Source organism: Fructilactobacillus sp. X7R4C1, assembly GCF_059901115.1.
Genome location: NZ_JBWXVD010000007.1, coordinates 1 through 16,871, shown reverse-complemented (window position 1 = coordinate 16,871; position 16,871 = coordinate 1). Strand labels below are relative to the sequence as shown.

Below are 16,871 nucleotides of genomic sequence, written 5' to 3'. Positions count from 1 at the left end.
AATCGTCTAGTGTCTTTTGTTATTTTTATAGAATTGGTGACAACAAGCGGCTAAAGTGTTGCTTGAAGTTTAACCACCATGACTCTGATTCAAACATCTTTGTTGTTTGAAGGGTACTATTCTTCAAGTCCTCTTCAAAAATTGCTCCCATTTGTTTTCCAAATGCTTCATCATAGGTAAACGAATTAATTTCGAAGTTTAGTTTAAAACTACGATAATCCATGTTAGCGGACCCAACTGAGACAATTTTATCATCAACTACCACCGTTTTAGCGTGCATAAAGCCGTTATTGTAGTAGTAAACTTTGACCCCCAGTTTGGTTAACTGACGTGCATAGTACTGGGTGGCACGGTATACGAACGGATGATCTGGCATGTCTGGCACAATGATTTGGACGTCCACTCCTGACATGGACGCAATCTTCAGGGCGTCTAAGACCGATGGGTCAGGGATTAAATATGGCGTCGTAATCTGGACCTTGTGTTTGGCCATTTCAATCATCTTAATGTAGCCAATCTTAATTTGTTCCATACTGGTATCAGGGCCACTGGAAACAATCTGCATGACCGCTTCACCGTCGGTATGAATGATTGGATAGTACTTCTTGATCATTTCTGGGTTGTTGGGATTAATTTGGAGTTTCCCATCAGTGGCGTTCCAATCCAAAATAAACTGGGACTGGAGTCCATAAATGGCGTTTCCGTGAATTCGAATTGAACAGTCCTGCCAATTGCCAAATTTCTTGCTCCAACCCATGTACTGGTCGCCGATGTTAAACCCACCGACGTAAGCATGCTCACCATCAATCACTAAAATCTTGTGGTGATCTCGAAAGTTAACCCGGAAATCAAAGAAATTAGAATGGGTGTGTAAAAATGGGTAAGCATGACCGCCCGCTTCAAACAGCGGCTTAAAGAACTTTTGTGTGGTTCCCATTGAACCCCATGAGTCATAGATGACCCGGACGTCAACGCCCTCTTTGGCCTTCTCAACCAATGCCGCTAAGACCTTTTTCCCAATTTTATCAGCATAAAAAGTGTAGAATTCCAGGTTAATGGAACTCTTCGCGTTCTTAATGTCTGAAAACATCTGATCCATCAACTTGTCGCCATTAGTGAAAACGTCGATTTTGTTGTTGTCATAGAGCGGAGACGTATCAGAATTCATAAACATGCGAACCATGTTAGCTGACTCCCACGCAATCCGTTTTGATGGTGTGTCAGCATCTTTCGGTTTTTTAAGCATTGCTTTTTCTTCACTAAGTTCGTGTCTCACGTGTTTTTTCACGCTACCCTTTAACCGAAAGAACTTACTCTTAGGTAGTTTTCTCCCAAAGAAAGCGTAAATAATGAAACCTAGTAATGGTAGAAATACCAGTACTAAAAGCCATGCCCACGTTGCGGCGATGTCTCGGGGTTGCCTGAACACGGTAATAATCGCAAAAATCGCATTACCGATGACGATAATGTGCCAAATTAACATCCAATCAATTGCCATTGTAGATCCTCCTAGGTTTTATACGTCTATAATACATAATTTTAAAAGACTTTGCTTACTTTTTTGCTAACGATGGATTAAAATGATATGTACTTCGCATGAAATAGCAGGTGATGAAAATGAATTCTTACTTTGTCCTTGGACTACATGGTGTACACAGTTTTTCGATTCTTCATCGATTAGTCAACGCCCTGATTGCCAATCCGCAGGTCGCAACCGTGGTCTTTGCCGCCATAGTCATCGCGATCTTAGTTTATCAATTGTTTTTGAAAAAATAAAAGTGTTTCATAGTTGGCGATTAGTAAACATCGTTCACAACTACGGAACACTTTTTATTATTTGTTCATTTATATCGATAATGATGATTAATTGTACTCTGAACACGTTGATTAATGATTAACAAGAATGCCAAACTGGAGAAAAGCAGTATTAGCATCGGAAAGTAATCGATGGGGAGACTAATTAGTACCAAAGATAACGATCCAAATATCATAAATTCAACGACGTACAATCCAATTTTTAAAAACCACTTCATCTTACTCTCCCACCTATTCTACTGCTTGTTTAATAATTATTGATGCAAATTATACAAGCAATATAAATCGGTGTCTACCGCTTAGTAGCGGTGTTTTGGAATTTTAACCCGCTGTTAAATGGATTGTAATAGTGTATAATGTCACAAACACTTTTTTCATGTCAAAACAACGAATGTAAATCTAAAAAAAGAGGTAACCTACTGTGAAACGAACTTACGTTAAAACTAAAAATGGAATATTTACGTGTTTTTACCAATAACATTTTGTGATCAATAACTGTCCTAGCTATGCATCCCAATAACGATTCATTAAAGTATGAAGCCATTGTACTGGCAGCTGTATATCAATGCGACTGCTTTTTTATAATTATATATTATCATATGGAATAAAATAATCCATAAAAAACACCCTCCACATCGGAAGGGTGTTAAATCAATTTTTATTGTAATGAATCCCATGGATCCAACTTGATTGGAGCCTTCTTCAGAACCTCTTTTTGGGTATGCTTTAAATAACTCTTCTTAACAACCACTTCGTAAACGAAATCCTGCATCCATTCGTCGGTCATCGCGAAGTAGCCGTCGTCTCCCACCTTTTTTCCCCAACTGTTTTCAACTTTCCATTTCGTTGGAACGTCGTTGATTAAATCAACACCGGTCAACGTCATGGCGTGGGAAACTTCAGCTTCGTGGTACTTGAGGCGTTCAGCCTTGGTCATGGTCATGTTTACATCAAATAAGGCAGATTGACGGTAGAGTTTGCTATCCAAGTAACCCTTTTGTCGGTTCATTTGATGCAAAACATCATTTCCAAACCAAACGGTCTCGCCATCTTTAAGTTGCTTAATGGCGGCTTCCTTCAGTTCGTCCATTGGGGCATTCAAGAACTCAATTGGCATGCCACCCTCAACGTTGTTCTGACTTGGAAGGGAATACATCTCATCCATTTTCTTGTCAGGTGAGTTGGTTAAAACGACATAATCGTTTAAGTCAACGCCGATGTACTTGTCGTAAAACTGTTTGGGAGTCAAACCCTGATCCAAATGATATTTCTTATCGTCATCACGATATTCAAGGTCAAAAGTCTTTGGTGGAACACCAAACGAATAGGCGGTCATTCGGTAGACCTCTGTCATCATCTTCTGTTTCATTTGGTTGATATCGTCGTCTGAGGCATCAGAATTAACCAAGTCTCTGAGGACCATCCCGTCGTGACGTAACTTTCGATCCATCACCTCATCGTAGTCGGTGGTGTCATCGGTGACGGCCGTTTCTGGAAAAGCCTCTTTGGGCATAACGCCGTACTTTTGGACCAGTGCCGCTGCCATTGCCCATTGGCCACCGTCTTCACCTGGCATACTCAAGTAAAAATCAACATCCCGGTCACTCGTTGGACGATCGGCCAGTGCAATCATCCGATCGTAAAACATGTTAGCCCGTTCAATCTTATCCCAGAAGAACAGGTAGTTTTGGGATAACTCAAAGTCTTTCTTGTTGTACTTGACCGCAAACTTATGTCTCAAGGTGTTTAACAATGAAAATAGCCAACAGCGGCCACTGTGTTTCTGATTAGAAACCGTTCCCGTATCAATGTCAATTGAAAAGGTGCGGTTTAAGCGGACTGCGGTCTTAGGATCTTCAGAAGCTTTATCAATCCCGTTGGTCATGATGGCCCGTGAGATCACTTCATTTTTTGGTTGCACTTCCAGATCGGCCTGCATTTGATCAACGTCATCTGGTGTAATTGGGTGGTTAAATTCTGTCATTATTTTTGTCCTTTCTTTCGATTAATTAGTTAATTGTAATTCTAAGTCTCAACTAATCGTTTTACAAGCGAAGGGACTAAAAATTAGGATTCGTCATCCGCATCAGTTCGGGACCTCGGTTTACCAGTAGCATGCCCTTCCCGTTTTCAAACGACAGCCCCTCAAACTCGCGGTGACCGTCGGTAATAATCGTCCGGATATCGCTGGTCTTGAGGTGGCCTAACTTATTGACCGGAATTCGCATGACCCCACCATTAGAAACGAGGTAAAGGTTATTATTCTGACCGTTATATGCCAGTGACTGGGGTACAATGCCAGGAGCGTGTCGGATTAACTGCGGAATTAGTTTGAACTTAGCTCCCCGTTCGTTAATCTGACCGCGATAAATCTTGACGGCTCCCCTTGGAGCGATGCCGTGATGAGTAATGCTGTAAAAATACGCCCGACCGGTTTTATCAAAGGCGAGAACCATGCCCATTGGAACCTTACCCGGAATGGTCGACTGAACCCGTGCTCTGACTTTTTGTTCCGGCTTTAAAGTCTCCATGTTCAGACGTTGGACAACCGGTTTGAAGCCATTCTGTTTGATAAACCACATCTGTTTATTCTTAGGGTTATAGGCCATCGACTGCCCGTGTCCCGTGTGAAAGACGGGCCCAACCTTGATGGCGGCCAATTCGGTCTTACTATGACGAAACTTCCCCATGTAGCCTGGCAAGTCAAATCCCAGTTCATTTAGCTTTTTTAAATCATAGCGCACCACGAACCCGGTGTTGGAGCCACCGTAGAAGGTGTACATAACGTACGCATACTGTCCGTGTAGCACCACACTCTGTGGATTACGCATCAGCCGGTGATTGCGGTCGTTCAAACGCGCGTGTCTACTGGTATAAGTAGGTAAAAAGTATTGGGTAACAAAGTCAGAATGACCGTCACCCCGAATCGTATGTAAAGTGTTCGGATAGTTCTCATCGGGTTTATAGGCCGATTCGTATGGATAATAGCCCCGTGAGTAATCCTTGTTGTCAACTACCTGATAGGCGTGTGCTTGTTTTGATGATTGGGTCTCATTTTGATTTGATTTCATAAATTCTAAAAGGTAAAAAATGACGACCAATCCAACAAAAAGCAGACACATCACAAATAAAAGCTTCTTCATCAATCCCTTCATATAATCCCCCAAAAATTAATTTAAATAAAAAGCTCATCATAAATATGATGAGCTTTTATTGATTTAATATCCTAATTCATTAATATTATACCGCTTTTGCTTGGTGGTACTCCATGGGAAGGTCTTGACAACCCCAACGATCTTCTTCTTTGGAACAAAGCCCCAGTAACGACTGTCATTTGAGACACTGCGGTGGTCACCTAAAACGAAGTACTCTCCCTTTGGCACTTTGACAGCCCCCTTATTCTTAGGCCAGTTCTTGGATAAACTAGTTAGATCCCAGTCACCAGGCATCCGGTTGTAGTAAGTTCCCTGTTGCTGCTGACTCTTACTGATGTAATCCTGGTTAACCTTCTTGTTGTTAACGTAGATACTGCCACCCTTAAAGGCAACAGTATCACCAGGAAGTCCAATCACCCGCTTAACGTAGTCGGTGTTCGGGGCAGCAGTGGGATCCTCCCCTGCCGCATTAAATACAACGACACTTCGATGCTTAATCTTAGCCTGTCTGAAGACCATGATCCGTTCCCCATTTTCAAGGTTCGGCTGCATCGACGGTCCATCAACCTTGGCCAGCGTAAATAGGTATTGTCTGATTATTAAGGCTAGGATCAGTCCAATCACAATCGGAATCACCCAACTCATGACGCTCTTAAAAAATTTCATTTCAGATTCTCCTCAATCATTATGTATAATTTTATTCTATCACTAATGATTTGTCAGGGATGAAATCCATCCCGAAAATTTCCTTTATATATTTAGTAAGTATACCTTATAATAGCAATTAGTGCGTCATTGATCGCAAATTTTTTACTAGGGATGAAAAAATGGAAACAAAGAAAAGTTATGTCATTTGGTTAGCGGTCTTACTTGGGATCGTTAGCGCAACTGGTCCACTCTCAATGGACCTATACATGCCAGCGCTCCCACAGATGATGGCAACGTTTCACACCAACGCCTCCATGATGCAACTAAGCATCACTGCTTGTCTGATTGGCCTGGCGGTTGGACAAGTCATCATCGGCCCCTTAAGTGACCATTATGGTAGAAAACCACTACTAATCATCGGTTTTGTCCTATTTAGTGTCTCATCTGCGATGATTGCGTTCATTCCCAACGTTTACGCGCTCATTAGTTTGCGACTGGTTCAGGGAATCGCTGGAGCAACCGGTCAGGTCATTTCTAGAGCCGTCGCTCGTGACATGTTTTCAGGAAAAATTCTGACTCGTTTCTATTCACTATTAACCGCTGTTAACGGCATCTTCCCCATTATTGCTCCCATCTTTGGTGGTTTAATCATCAAAATTACCGACTGGCAGGGAATCTTCCTCATCTTAGGGGTGATCGGAATCGTCATCGTTTTCATGTGCCTCTTTGGCATCCCTGAAACTTTGACGCCCGAAAACCGCAGCACCGGTTCTCTTTTTCAATCCGAAGTGCAGATGTTTTACCTACTAAAGGACCCTAAATTTCTCCGCCTTGTGCTCGCAACCGGACTGGTTTACGGGTCGCTATTTAGCTACATCTCTTCCTCTTCCTTTGTCTTTCAGAATCAGTTCCACATGTCAGTCACCGAATTTAGCTTCTTATACGCCATAAACGGAATTGCCATTGGGATTGGTAGTGCGTTGCCGGGTCGTTTGGTAATGAAAACCGACTCCATCACCCTATTAAAATGGTTCATTAAGGCCACCATCATCACTAGTTTTATCCTAATTCTCAGTGCCACCTGGTTTAAAAACCTGTTAGTGGTTATTATCCTAGTCTTCATCATTCTCATCTTTATCGGTGCCATGCTGACGTTATCCACGACCGTCGCCATGAACGCTGCCAGTAAGAACGCCGGCAGTGCCTCAGCTCTTGTGGGCCTAACGCAAAACGCCATGGGTGGAATTGTTTCACCACTCGTTGGTATCATGGGTGAAAATACGTATTTGCCAATGGGACTCATCATTTTAATTGCCATGATTCTGATTAACTTATTGTTGGTCAGACCAAAAACTGTGAGAAAATAAAGCTAATAATTAATTTTTTCTGCAGGTTTTCTGCAGATTTATTCTATCAGTAAGGAGAACACCCCATGCTCACCACCAAAAACAAACGCTTCGACTCCTTCTCACTTGTAGTCGGACTCTACTTTTTATTTGTTGCGTTCCTCCTATTTATCCGACCAATTGGCTCTTTAATCACCATTATGGCGCTTGGAACCCTACTAGTCGGAATCTATCGCTACGTTCTGTACTACGAGTTGTCCAACTATTTCAATGTGATTAATAAGACCTTGATTGTAACGGGAACGATTGAAATCGTAATCAGTACCATCTTGTTTTTTCATCAATTCTTGAACTTTCACGTGGTCCTGATCTTAATATTTGCCTGGATAATCGTGGACTCCCTCACCGAACTTTTAACGGTCAGATTCATTCCTAAAGTTCGGAAGTGGTACCACGTAGTCGTGATTGGCCTCGGGATTTTGGGCATTATCGTTTCAGTTGCCCTCACCATTCTGTCGTTTGTCTCCACCTCAGAAATGGTCATCTTATTGGCCTTGTTCTTCGTCGCCGATGGCATCGTCATTGCCGTTCGAGCATTTTAAGGAGTGAATTAATGATCGAAATTATTTTCAGCTCAATCGTGGCTTATTTTTCAACCAATCTGGATTACTTACTCGTCTTAGTCCTCTTGTTAGGAGCATACAGGAATCCCAAGTTAGTCCTAACCGGTGACTTAATTGGAACGGTAGGATTAACTATCCTACCAATGGCGATTGCACGGATTCTCGGGGCTGTTCCCCAGATGTGGATTCTCGGCCTTCTTGGGATCTTCCCCATTTTATTTGGAATTAAGGAGTTATTTCCACCCAAACCCCACTCTAGTAGTGACATCAGTACCAGTAAGGGATCGAAATTCAAAATCGTGATGAAAGTCGTGGCAATCACCATCACCGCGTGTGGTGCTGATAACGTTGCCGTCTTCATCCCCATCTTCATCCGAAAGACTAATCTAGAATTACTGGTGGCCCTAATCACCATGCTCATCATGGCGGTCATCTTTTTCTTCTGTGCCATCCTCATTGAGGACAATAAACGGATTAAAAATCTGTTAGGAAAATACGGCCGTTACCTGTCATCAATCGTGTACATCCTTTTGGGAGTCTCCGTTTTAGTTCAAAACGGAACGATTGCCCATTTCTTTCATTAATTAACAAAAATGCATCCTAGTGGGATGCATTTTTCTTTTGTTTTATAACTCGTTTCATGAACTGATCCTTCTGGTCAAACACGGTCTCATTCATAAAACCACTCGGACCGTGGGGAACACCGTCAACAATGTGAACCTCAACGTTCTGTTTGCCAATGAACTTGATGAGTTCGGCCGCCATGTTAATCGTCTGAACGTAAGGAACAACGCGGTCACCAGTTCCCGCATACAGAAGTGCCGGAACCATTGCTTCATTTAGGTACGTCATCGGATTGGCCTCGGCAACTAAATCAGGAACGTCAATCGGTCGGTGAAATCCCAGCATGGCACCCTCAAAAGAGTCGGCGTCACCGGTTTCATAAAAATTGGGTTTTTGACCGAGCGCCTCAAACTCCGGCTTTAAAAGATCCATTTCGTACAATCCGTACGAAGAAATCACGCCATCAACCTGACTTGAATAGTCAAAATGACTACCAAAATCACTTTCAAGGTGGCCACTGGCTTCAGAAGCTGCCAGTAACATCGCTAATTGAGCCCCTGATGATTCACCCATCATGAAAACTGCGTTACTATCAAAGTGATAACTATCAGCGTGAGCTTTCACGAAGCGCACCACGGCTTTTAATTCGTAGATTGCGGTGGGAAATGGTTTCATGTAACTAAGCGAATAATTGGGACTGACAACCGCATAACCGCGCTTTAACAGTTCCAAAGCACCGTTTAATTTAAAGGAACTCTTCTGTCCAAAGTACATCCCACCGCCATGCACATCAATGATGACCGGATAACGGTCCCGCTTTTCGTTTGGGAGGTAAACGTCAAGTTTGTGTCGTTTGCCTTCCGCATAGGCCACATCGATGAACTTGCGGTCCACGAAGTCAGAATCGGCTGGTGAAAATTTATGTTCACGTTCAATGAATTTAACCATTTTAAGACTCCTTTGAAGTAGTTAATTTTATGATAATTCAAAAGCAGAAGGGCGGCAATTATTCCTACTTAATCGTGATGGTTTCACCCTGACCCAGGTTAAATTAATTTATTTTACGAAAGTCAGTTTTTTCTATTGCTTTTTTAAAAAAAGAGGCTAAAATCAGTCCACGGTTGTTTAGAAGCACATTCTAAGCGATATTTGGAAAAAGGGGTGAGAAACATTGGATAACAAAATTCTAACTGACGATGATTACGCCAAAATGTCATTGTCAGATCTCACTAGCACGCTAGACACATCGAGCACCAAAGGTCTAACTACCAGCGAGGCCAAACAAAAGTTACAAAAAAACGGAGCCAACGTCATCAAGAAGGGTAAGCAGGAATCGGTTTTAGTCGCCTTCCTCAAAAACTTCACTTCACTAATGGCCATGCTGCTGTGGGTCAGTGGTGTGATTGCCATTCTGGCAGGAACCGTCGACCTTGGAATCGCAATTTGGGCGGTCAACATTATTAATGGTCTCTTCTCATTTTGGGAGGAACATGCAGCCAAAAAGGCCACCGACGCCCTGAGTAATCTACTACCAACATACGTCAACGTCATCAGAAACGGGAAATCAGTTCAGATCAACGCTGATGGGATTGTCCCCGGCGACCTACTGCAACTACAAGCCGGTAACGCCATCCCGGTTGATGGAGTCGTGGTCCATTCTTCATCACTACAGGTGGACGAATCCGCTCTAACCGGTGAATCACTTCCGGTTGATAAGAACAATAAGTACCAACATGGTGACGGAAAGTTTGCCATCAGTAACGTGGTCTACGCTGGGACCGTTGTCACCAACGGAACGGCGACCGTCTTAGCCGTTAAGACCGGGATGAACACCGAATTTGGTAAGATTGCCAGCCTGACGCAAAACCAGAAGAAGACGGACTCACCACTTACTAAGGAATTGAACCGTCTCACTCGTCAAATCTCGATTATTGCTTTTGCGATTGGAATTACGTTCTTTATCCTGGCAATTTACTTTGTTCATTACCCGCTTGCCAAATCGTTTATCTTTGCACTGGGAATGATCGTGGCCTTCATCCCGGAGGGACTCCTTCCGACCGTCACGTTGTCTCTAGCCCACGGCACTCAGGTCATGGCCAAACGCCACGCCCTTTTAAAAGACTTAGACAGCGTTGAAACCCTGGGTGAAACCAACGTCATCTGTTCTGATAAGACCGGAACGTTGACCCAAAATCAGATGACGGTCAACCACGTCTGGCTTCCAGACAAAGAATATACCGTCACCGGAACGGGGTACTTCAACAACGGCAAAATCCAGTTCAACGGCAAAAATGTCAATCTCGCTGACGAACCGGATTTGGCCATTTTGTTAAAGATTGCCCTATTAAATAATGATACGGCCATTAAGTACGACCCAGACAACAAGAAAGCTCCGTCAATTTTAGGAACTCCAACCGAAGCCGGATTGAACATCTTGACCGACAAGGCCGGTTTAAACCGTGACACTGCGGCAAAACAGACGCCGAGGCTGAAAGAACTCCCATTTGACGCTAATCGGCGCCGCATGACCACGATTCAAAAGACGGCACCAGACGGCAATAACGTCATTTACACCAAGGGTGCCCTTGATAACATTCTTTCGATTTGTGACAAAATCCTAGTAAACGGTCAGGTGCGCCCCATCACCGTAACTGACAGGCAAAAGATTAACCAAGCTAATGCCGACTACGCTAAGCAGGGGTTACGTTCATTAGCCTTTGCCTATCGCGATGACGACGCCGATGATCCGAAACAAGCCACGATTGACAACACCGAAAAAAACCTTGTGTTTGTTGGTCTAGCCGTCATGTCCGATCCCCCACGAGAGGAAATCTTCGACGCGGTTAAGAAGTGTAATAGTGCCAACATTCGGATCATCATGGTGACTGGGGACAGTTCTTTAACTGCCAAGAGCGTTGCCGTCCAAATCGGCATTACCTCTAACAGGGCGCGGGTCATCACCGGAGAAGAATTAACCAAGATGTCAGACGATCAACTTCAAGAAGCCGTCAAGGGTGAAGTCATCTTTGCCAGGGTGGCTCCGGAAGACAAGTATCGCATCGTCTCTATGTGTCAAAAAAACGGTGACGTGGTTGCCGCTACTGGTGACGGTGTCAACGATGCCCCAGCATTAAAGAAGGCCAACATCGGGATCGCCATGGGGGTTAACGGAACCGACGTTGCCAAGGATGCCGCCGACATGATTTTAACCGACGACAACTTTGCCTCCATCGTTTCTGCCATTGAAGAAGGTCGAACCGTCTACAGCAATATCCAGAAGTTCCTCCTCTACATTTTGAACAGTAATATGGCCGAAGCCTTTCCATCAATTCTGTTCCTAATCTCTAACGGTGCCATTCCACTCCCACTGACGGTTATGGAAATTTTAACCGTTGACCTGGGGACTGATCTCCTGCCAGCTCTGGGACTTGGAACCGAAAAGAGTGAACCGGGAATCATGAAACGGCCACCACGTTCAAGAAGCTCGCACCTGTTAAACAAAGGACTTATTATCAAAGCGTTTGGTTGGTACGGACTATTTGCGTCTATCTTGTCAACTGGCGGTTACTTCTTTGCCAACTACCAACACGGTTGGCCCAAGATTCCGCTAGCTGGCAGTGGCACATTTTACGCCGAAGCCACTACCATGACGCTAGCTACCATCGGCTTCTGTCAAATCGCTGCCGTCCTTAACTGTCGAACCGATTCGACTTCCCTATTTAAAATTGGGATCTTTAGTAACCACCGCATCATGTGGGGCATCGCCTTTCAGATTGTCTTAATCACCCTTCTAATCTACGTTCCGTTCCTTCAAAGTGTCTTTGGAACCGCCGCAATTGGTGTCAGTGACTGGATCTATCTGATTGCCATCCCAATTCCACTGGTTCTAATTGATGAGGTCAGAAAGTACTTCGTAAGACGACACATTCACAACAAGTTCAACCAACACATGTCTCACCTACAAAAACTAGAAAAAGCCCTATAAAATTAAAAGAGGATGCTGAACGAATTGTTCAACATCCCTTTTTGGTATGGGTTTTAAAAATTGAGGTTTTAATAATTTAATGGCAATCAATCGTTACTTCAGAATCTGACAAAATTCAATACGTTCATGGTTAGGACCATAGACGTTAAAGAATTTAATTCCCTTCGTCCAGTACGCCCCAATGTATTGAATCTGATCATCATCGACGTTCAGTCCCATTTCTTTAGCGGCCTTAAAGGCACTTTCAATGTCAGTGGTATTTAAGGCGAAGTGGTTAATCGCGCCATCAACTGGGTTGGTTGGCTCGCCTTCCCAAATTTCAAGGGTAAGGTTGTCGTACTTCATAAAGGCACAGTGAATGTTACCATTTGGGAAATCGCCAATCTTTTTAAATCCAAGTTTTTCATAATACTGAATGGTTTTGTTAAGGTCTTTGGTAGGAATTCCTACGTGTTGAAGACCAGTAAAGTAATCACTAATATTCATTTTCTTACTCCCCTTTTTATTATGCGATAATTGGTGGTCATCATTATCAACGTCGGTTGCCACCGTTGAATCTTCTATGCCATTAGACGTATCTAACGCTTGGTGCTTGAGGCTTGGAAAGACGACCTTATCAGCAATTCCGGTAATGCCACCCTGGAAAAGAAAGGCAAAAACCGTTCCGATCCCATAGTATTCAATTCGATGTGTGATCAAAATCGCAATTATTCCAATAACAGTCGGTGGGATGTATGAAGCCCACATTGCTTCAGCGGCGTTCCCCTTAAAATACTTGAAACGTAGGATCTGCATTAGATCGTCATTTGGGTGTAAGACCAGGTTGACCCGTTGATAAATCGAAATTCCAATCGCAATAAATGCAACTCCGATAAAGTTGACCAGCACGTAAACGGTGATTAAGCCCAACGAACGGGCCTCCGGTAACTTGATAATCTCGGTCAAAAGGTCATAGAATACCTGAACTAACCAGGAAAACGGAATCATGAAAATCATGTTTCCAATGGCTCTGCCCCAGTCCCATTTTCCAAGCAAGAGTGCATTCAAAATGATGATGGCGACTCCGATCAGGACGAAAGTCCAAAAAAGATTCCAATGAATCGCAATACTAAAGTTGGTTTCGGCCGCCGTCCAGTACGCGGACCCCAAAAACTGGGGAACCACCTTGGCACTGGTGACCAACGTCAGAACGTTTCCAAGTGAATTGATGATGATTGAAATAATAAAATAAATAATCGAAGCACTCATCGAAATCGTTCGTGGTGTTTTCTTTGCAGTCATAACAATCACCACATTTTTCTATTTAAGTTCTGGGTTAACTGCGACAATCGACTTCCCCATCTTAGGGGTCGTGTGATTTAGAACTCCTTCAACTTCGTCAAGCTTTAAAATATTATCCTGGAACGGAGTGGTCTTAACGGCACCGGATGCCAGTAAAGCAATCGCATCTTCAAAGGCATGGGGATTAATAATCGATCCCTTAATCGTTAACTGTTTCTTAAAGACGTTGTAAGTATTCATTGAGAAGGTCTGATCAGGTTTACCGACTCCAAACATCAGCACTTGAGCACCCTTGTTGGTGTGCTCAGCAGCCTCTTCTTGAGTCTCAGGACGACCAACGGCTTCAACCACAAAGTCATAATTTTCTTTAATTGGGGTCTTCGTCGTGTTAATCACGTTGTCTAACTTTAATTCAGTCTTCAAACGGTCAAGCACTGAGTCGTCTAGAATCCCGGCTAAATCAATTCGTTGAATCCCGTAGTCACGCAGAATTTGAGCGAACAGACGAGCCATGAAACCATCACCAATGATTAAAGCGTGTTGGTAAGGGGTAATGTTCTCGGTAATCTTCATTGCGTGAACCACACAAGAGATTGGTTCAAGTGAACATGCAGCTTGAAGTGAGACTGAATCTGGTAACTTGTAAACCACTTTTTCAGGTGCTGTAAAGTATTGAGCAAGTCCACCATTACGAGTTACTCCAATGGCCGACAAGTTGTCACAGAGTTCATAACGACCAGTTCGACAATAGAAACATTTGTCACAATAAATATTGGGGTCAACGGCCACCCGATCACCCTTTTTAAACTCTTGGACGTTCTTACCAACGGCGGCAACAATCCCAGAATTTTCGTGACCTAACACGATTGGTGGGGTAGCGTCAGTGGAGCCAGGTAACCCGTTGAACAGCCCATTATCAGTCCCACAGATTCCGGCATAGGCCGTTTCAACCAAAACTTCATCGTCTTTAGGAGTTGGAGTGTCAATCTGCTCCATCTTCATCTTTTGTTTGGCAGTCATTACTAAAGCATTCATTTTATCGTTCATAATAAATAGCCTCTTTTTATCATGTTAAATTTAGTATTAATTAATAGTAAGTAAAATAAGCGCTTGTTTTTATTTACACATTCAATATATACTCGGAATTTTAATAATGCAACCGCTTACACTATTGGCATGGCAATAAATAACAACTTCACAAGCACTTCTGAATCAGCAAATATACTAAGATCAATATTTTAAATCATTTTGATTCTCATTTTATTCTGAAATAAATTAATATAAATAATAATTTCACAATAATTGTTTTGGTAAAACGAAATAAAAATGAAAATCACACGAATTGTTCGGAAATAAAAACGTCCCCAAACCGCTAGTGGCTTGGGAATGACTATCAAATTAAGCTATTTAGATTAATTGCATGATCAAAGTACTGTAATTCAGACTTATTATGAACGACAGAAATAATGGTACTGTTTTTTAAATACTTTCCCATTAATTCATAAAATATATTAACCGATTGTGGATCAAGTCCACTACTACTTTCATCAAACAAAACCACCGATGGGTCTTGAATAAAAGTTCGCAAAATCAGGATTTTCTGTTGCTCACCACCGGAAAAATGACTTTTAAATTCTTTGGTAGAATAACTTTTCAAAGCATCATCTTCTGAAACTTTCTCTAATCCGATTTCGTCAAAAAGTTGATTAACTAAGTCAAACGATGTCTTCTGATTTCCTGGATACGTTAAATTATCGTATAACGATCGGTTAAATAACGGTGTATCCTGACCAAGATAAACAACATCAGTTGAACCTTCCGCTGGAATTATAATTTCACCTCTTTGTGGCACTATCAGTCCACCAATTATTTTTAACAACGTGCTTTTCCCTAAGCCATTATCACCAACAATCGCAGTTTTTTCACCCTTATGAATGTTTAATGACAAATGGCAAAAAATGTTTTTGCTATTACGATAACTAAATTTAATTTTTTTAACCCTCAACCAATCACTACCTGGGGCAAAAATTCTGCCTTCATGAACCGAACCCAAAACAGGATAGTGTAAATCGTCTAATCCTGACCGGATACGATCAAAAAGCTCAATCATCTCCAGATACTCGGACCCAAATTGACTCAAACTAATGATTGAATACACTAAAATTAAAAGTCCAGAAATACTGTAATCCTTGTTCTTACCAACAATGCTGATAAATACAATAATTCCGAAAGCCATCACCACAATGAATAACTGCTGGATAATCGCAGATCCATTAATTTTATTTTGTAATTTATAATAGATTTTTCTCTCATTATTTAGTAGGTTATTAAAAATATCGTTTTCGTGGCCTAAACTTCTTAGCGAATAAATTGTTTCTTTATTATTATAAAAATACAAGATGTATTCATTCACTTTGGAAGTTTTACTTAAAGAGTCGCGGACATATTGCCGATTTCTTCCCGACAATTTAACGGAAAGTAAAATGTAGAGGAGAAAGACAATTAAATATGAAATTCCAATCATTAAATTCATTTTAGCCAAAATAACGGTATATAAAGAAAGTAAGGCAACTCCCTTAATCCCTGCTGGCATCACCTCTTGAACCAACTTACGACATGAAAATGATACCTCATCAACGTAGCTTTGAAGTTTGCCCACTTTTTCTGCTTGAAAGTACTTATAACCACCCTTTTCGATGTTTGACCAGATCTCCTGTTTAGAATACTTACGGGTAGCTTGTAAAAAATAATTACTAACATAAGTGGTAATCGAAGGAATCATTAGCGTTAAAAACAATAAACAACTCGTAAAGATGACTTTTTTACCGTTTGAATTAATGATGTTACTCAATAAATACGGCTGCAAATAGAAGATGGCGTACGATACAAATAAAAATAAAAGATAAATGATAATCTTCAAAATACCAATTCGATTAATTAAATGCTTAGCAAAATATTTCATTGGCCTGCTCCCAATATCTAATATTAACTACCGTTAATTTTTATGTGATTCAAATAAATTGAGATAATCATAGCACCATCAAAAAAGATGTTGAACTTAATGTTCAACATCTCAAAATATTTAAATTCCGCTGCTATCTTTTAACAAAATAATTACATAACATTGATACTACTTAACTGCGTATAGCGTTTTACCACTATATGAATCGTAACGTAACCAAGTATATCCATCTGCATGAACAATTCCATTGTAATTAACACTTTGTCCGACCTCAAACTGGCCTACAATTTGTGCACTTGTACTTGGTGCCGTTCTAATGTTAGTTATTTGGGTAAAGGTATACGTTCCTGAAGCTGGCGTTACCACTGGAACACCAGGGTTACTGCCACCTAATTTAGCAACATATAATTTCTTTCCACTATAAGAAACATATTGTAACCAAGTATATCCGTCCGCATTAACTATTCCATCATAATTAACACTTTGTCCGGC

At 41.8% G+C, this 16,871-nt stretch carries 15 protein-coding genes and 1 pseudogene; 5 read left to right on the top strand and 11 right to left on the bottom strand.

Annotation, left to right across the window (positions count from 1 at the left end; translation table 11 throughout):
* Nucleotides 1-25 precede the first annotated feature (25 nt).
* Entirely contained in the window at nucleotides 26-1,498 is a 1,473-nt protein-coding gene (cls, locus tag AC6UC9_RS06705) for a cardiolipin synthase (protein ID WP_500694256.1), read from the bottom strand.
* A 113-nt stretch (nucleotides 1,499-1,611) separates the two neighbouring features.
* Here cls and AC6UC9_RS06700 point away from each other — a divergent pair, with 113 nt between their 5' ends.
* Nucleotides 1,612-1,776, top strand: coding sequence for a hypothetical protein (locus AC6UC9_RS06700; protein ID WP_500695894.1), 165 nt, complete (start codon nucleotides 1,612-1,614; stop codon nucleotides 1,774-1,776).
* Between the two features lie 65 nt (nucleotides 1,777-1,841).
* Here the strand turns inward: AC6UC9_RS06700 and AC6UC9_RS06695 are convergent, their stop codons facing one another.
* The 4 genes from AC6UC9_RS06695 to lepB all read right to left on the bottom strand — a co-directional run bounded on the left by AC6UC9_RS06695 (nucleotide 1,842) and on the right by lepB (nucleotide 5,636).
* The gene (locus tag AC6UC9_RS06695; RefSeq protein ID WP_500694254.1) at nucleotides 1,842-2,033 is read right to left on the bottom strand and encodes a hypothetical protein; all 192 of its coding nucleotides are present in this window, start codon (nucleotides 2,031-2,033) and stop codon (nucleotides 1,842-1,844) included.
* 440 nt (nucleotides 2,034-2,473) lie between these two features.
* Nucleotides 2,474-3,799 (bottom strand): C1 family peptidase, encoded by a 1,326-nt coding sequence (locus tag AC6UC9_RS06690; RefSeq protein ID WP_500695895.1) that lies wholly within the window; start codon nucleotides 3,797-3,799, stop codon nucleotides 2,474-2,476.
* 76 nt (nucleotides 3,800-3,875) lie between these two features.
* Nucleotides 3,876-4,970, bottom strand: a complete 1,095-nt coding sequence (locus AC6UC9_RS06685; RefSeq protein ID WP_500701517.1) for a hypothetical protein — start codon at nucleotides 4,968-4,970, stop codon at nucleotides 3,876-3,878.
* Nucleotides 4,971-5,033: 63 nt separating this feature from the next.
* Nucleotides 5,034-5,636 carry a signal peptidase I gene (gene lepB, locus AC6UC9_RS06680; RefSeq protein WP_500701516.1) on the bottom strand — a complete coding sequence of 201 codons (603 nt, stop codon included), beginning with the start codon at nucleotides 5,634-5,636 and terminating at the stop codon, nucleotides 5,034-5,036.
* A gap of 161 nt (nucleotides 5,637-5,797) precedes the next feature.
* Here lepB and AC6UC9_RS06675 point away from each other — a divergent pair, with 161 nt between their 5' ends.
* The 3 genes from AC6UC9_RS06675 (at nucleotide 5,798) to AC6UC9_RS06665 (ending at nucleotide 8,171) form a co-directional block, all read left to right on the top strand.
* A complete protein-coding gene (locus tag AC6UC9_RS06675) occupies nucleotides 5,798-6,985 on the top strand; it encodes a multidrug effflux MFS transporter (protein WP_500701515.1) in 1,188 nt (395 codons plus the stop codon).
* Nucleotides 6,986-7,050: 65 nt separating this feature from the next.
* The gene (locus AC6UC9_RS06670; RefSeq protein ID WP_500696208.1) at nucleotides 7,051-7,566 is read left to right on the top strand and encodes a hypothetical protein; all 516 of its coding nucleotides are present in this window, start codon (nucleotides 7,051-7,053) and stop codon (nucleotides 7,564-7,566) included.
* A gap of 11 nt (nucleotides 7,567-7,577) precedes the next feature.
* Nucleotides 7,578-8,171 carry a cadmium resistance transporter gene (locus tag AC6UC9_RS06665; RefSeq protein ID WP_500694248.1) on the top strand — a complete coding sequence of 198 codons (594 nt, stop codon included), beginning with the start codon at nucleotides 7,578-7,580 and terminating at the stop codon, nucleotides 8,169-8,171.
* Nucleotides 8,172-8,187: 16 nt separating this feature from the next.
* Here the strand turns inward: AC6UC9_RS06665 and AC6UC9_RS06660 are convergent, their stop codons facing one another.
* Nucleotides 8,188-9,099, bottom strand: coding sequence for an alpha/beta hydrolase fold domain-containing protein (locus AC6UC9_RS06660; protein ID WP_500694247.1), 912 nt, complete (start codon nucleotides 9,097-9,099; stop codon nucleotides 8,188-8,190).
* A 262-nt stretch (nucleotides 9,100-9,361) separates the two neighbouring features.
* Here AC6UC9_RS06660 and AC6UC9_RS06655 point away from each other — a divergent pair, with 262 nt between their 5' ends.
* The gene (locus AC6UC9_RS06655; protein ID WP_500701531.1) at nucleotides 9,362-12,136 is read left to right on the top strand and encodes a cation-translocating P-type ATPase; all 2,775 of its coding nucleotides are present in this window, start codon (nucleotides 9,362-9,364) and stop codon (nucleotides 12,134-12,136) included.
* Nucleotides 12,137-12,229: 93 nt separating this feature from the next.
* Here the strand turns inward: AC6UC9_RS06655 and AC6UC9_RS06650 are convergent, their stop codons facing one another.
* The 5 genes and pseudogenes from AC6UC9_RS06650 to AC6UC9_RS06630 all read right to left on the bottom strand — a co-directional run.
* Nucleotides 12,230-12,622, bottom strand: coding sequence for a VOC family protein (locus AC6UC9_RS06650; RefSeq protein ID WP_500696009.1), 393 nt, complete (start codon nucleotides 12,620-12,622; stop codon nucleotides 12,230-12,232).
* A gap of 72 nt (nucleotides 12,623-12,694) precedes the next feature.
* A pseudogene (locus AC6UC9_RS06645) lies at nucleotides 12,695-13,417 on the bottom strand (DUF6198 family protein); the annotation flags it as partial.
* Nucleotides 13,418-13,435: 18 nt separating this feature from the next.
* On the bottom strand, nucleotides 13,436-14,452 hold the full coding sequence (locus AC6UC9_RS06640) for a zinc-dependent alcohol dehydrogenase family protein (protein ID WP_500694283.1): 1,017 nt from the start codon (nucleotides 14,450-14,452) through the stop codon (nucleotides 13,436-13,438).
* A 358-nt stretch (nucleotides 14,453-14,810) separates the two neighbouring features.
* On the bottom strand, nucleotides 14,811-16,379 hold the full coding sequence (locus AC6UC9_RS06635) for an ATP-binding cassette domain-containing protein (RefSeq protein WP_500701514.1): 1,569 nt from the start codon (nucleotides 16,377-16,379) through the stop codon (nucleotides 14,811-14,813).
* A 168-nt stretch (nucleotides 16,380-16,547) separates the two neighbouring features.
* A partial coding sequence (locus AC6UC9_RS06630) for an SH3 domain-containing protein (protein WP_500701513.1) occupies nucleotides 16,548-16,871 on the bottom strand: 324 nt, incomplete at its 5' end.

Excerpts from the sequence above, each read along its gene's own strand:
- lepB (WP_500701516.1), bottom strand. The coding sequence starts at position 5,636 with ATGAAATTTTTTAAGAGCGTCATGAGTTGGGTGATTCCGATTGTGATT.
- AC6UC9_RS06655 (WP_500701531.1), top strand. The coding sequence starts at position 9,362 with ATGTCATTGTCAGATCTCACTAGCACGCTAGACACATCGAGCACCAAA.
- AC6UC9_RS06670 (WP_500696208.1), top strand. The coding sequence starts at position 7,051 with ATGCTCACCACCAAAAACAAACGCTTCGACTCCTTCTCACTTGTAGTC.
- AC6UC9_RS06685 (WP_500701517.1), bottom strand. The coding sequence starts at position 4,970 with ATGAAGGGATTGATGAAGAAGCTTTTATTTGTGATGTGTCTGCTTTTT.
- cls (WP_500694256.1), bottom strand. The coding sequence starts at position 1,498 with ATGGCAATTGATTGGATGTTAATTTGGCACATTATCGTCATCGGTAAT.
- AC6UC9_RS06650 (WP_500696009.1), bottom strand. The coding sequence starts at position 12,622 with ATGAATATTAGTGATTACTTTACTGGTCTTCAACACGTAGGAATTCCT.
- AC6UC9_RS06695 (WP_500694254.1), bottom strand. The coding sequence starts at position 2,033 with ATGAAGTGGTTTTTAAAAATTGGATTGTACGTCGTTGAATTTATGATA.
- AC6UC9_RS06635 (WP_500701514.1), bottom strand. The coding sequence starts at position 16,379 with ATGAAATATTTTGCTAAGCATTTAATTAATCGAATTGGTATTTTGAAG.
- AC6UC9_RS06700 (WP_500695894.1), top strand. The coding sequence starts at position 1,612 with ATGAAAATGAATTCTTACTTTGTCCTTGGACTACATGGTGTACACAGT.
- AC6UC9_RS06640 (WP_500694283.1), bottom strand. The coding sequence starts at position 14,452 with ATGAATGCTTTAGTAATGACTGCCAAACAAAAGATGAAGATGGAGCAG.
- AC6UC9_RS06690 (WP_500695895.1), bottom strand. The coding sequence starts at position 3,799 with ATGACAGAATTTAACCACCCAATTACACCAGATGACGTTGATCAAATG.
- AC6UC9_RS06660 (WP_500694247.1), bottom strand. The coding sequence starts at position 9,099 with ATGGTTAAATTCATTGAACGTGAACATAAATTTTCACCAGCCGATTCT.
- AC6UC9_RS06675 (WP_500701515.1), top strand. The coding sequence starts at position 5,798 with ATGGAAACAAAGAAAAGTTATGTCATTTGGTTAGCGGTCTTACTTGGG.
- AC6UC9_RS06665 (WP_500694248.1), top strand. The coding sequence starts at position 7,578 with ATGATCGAAATTATTTTCAGCTCAATCGTGGCTTATTTTTCAACCAAT.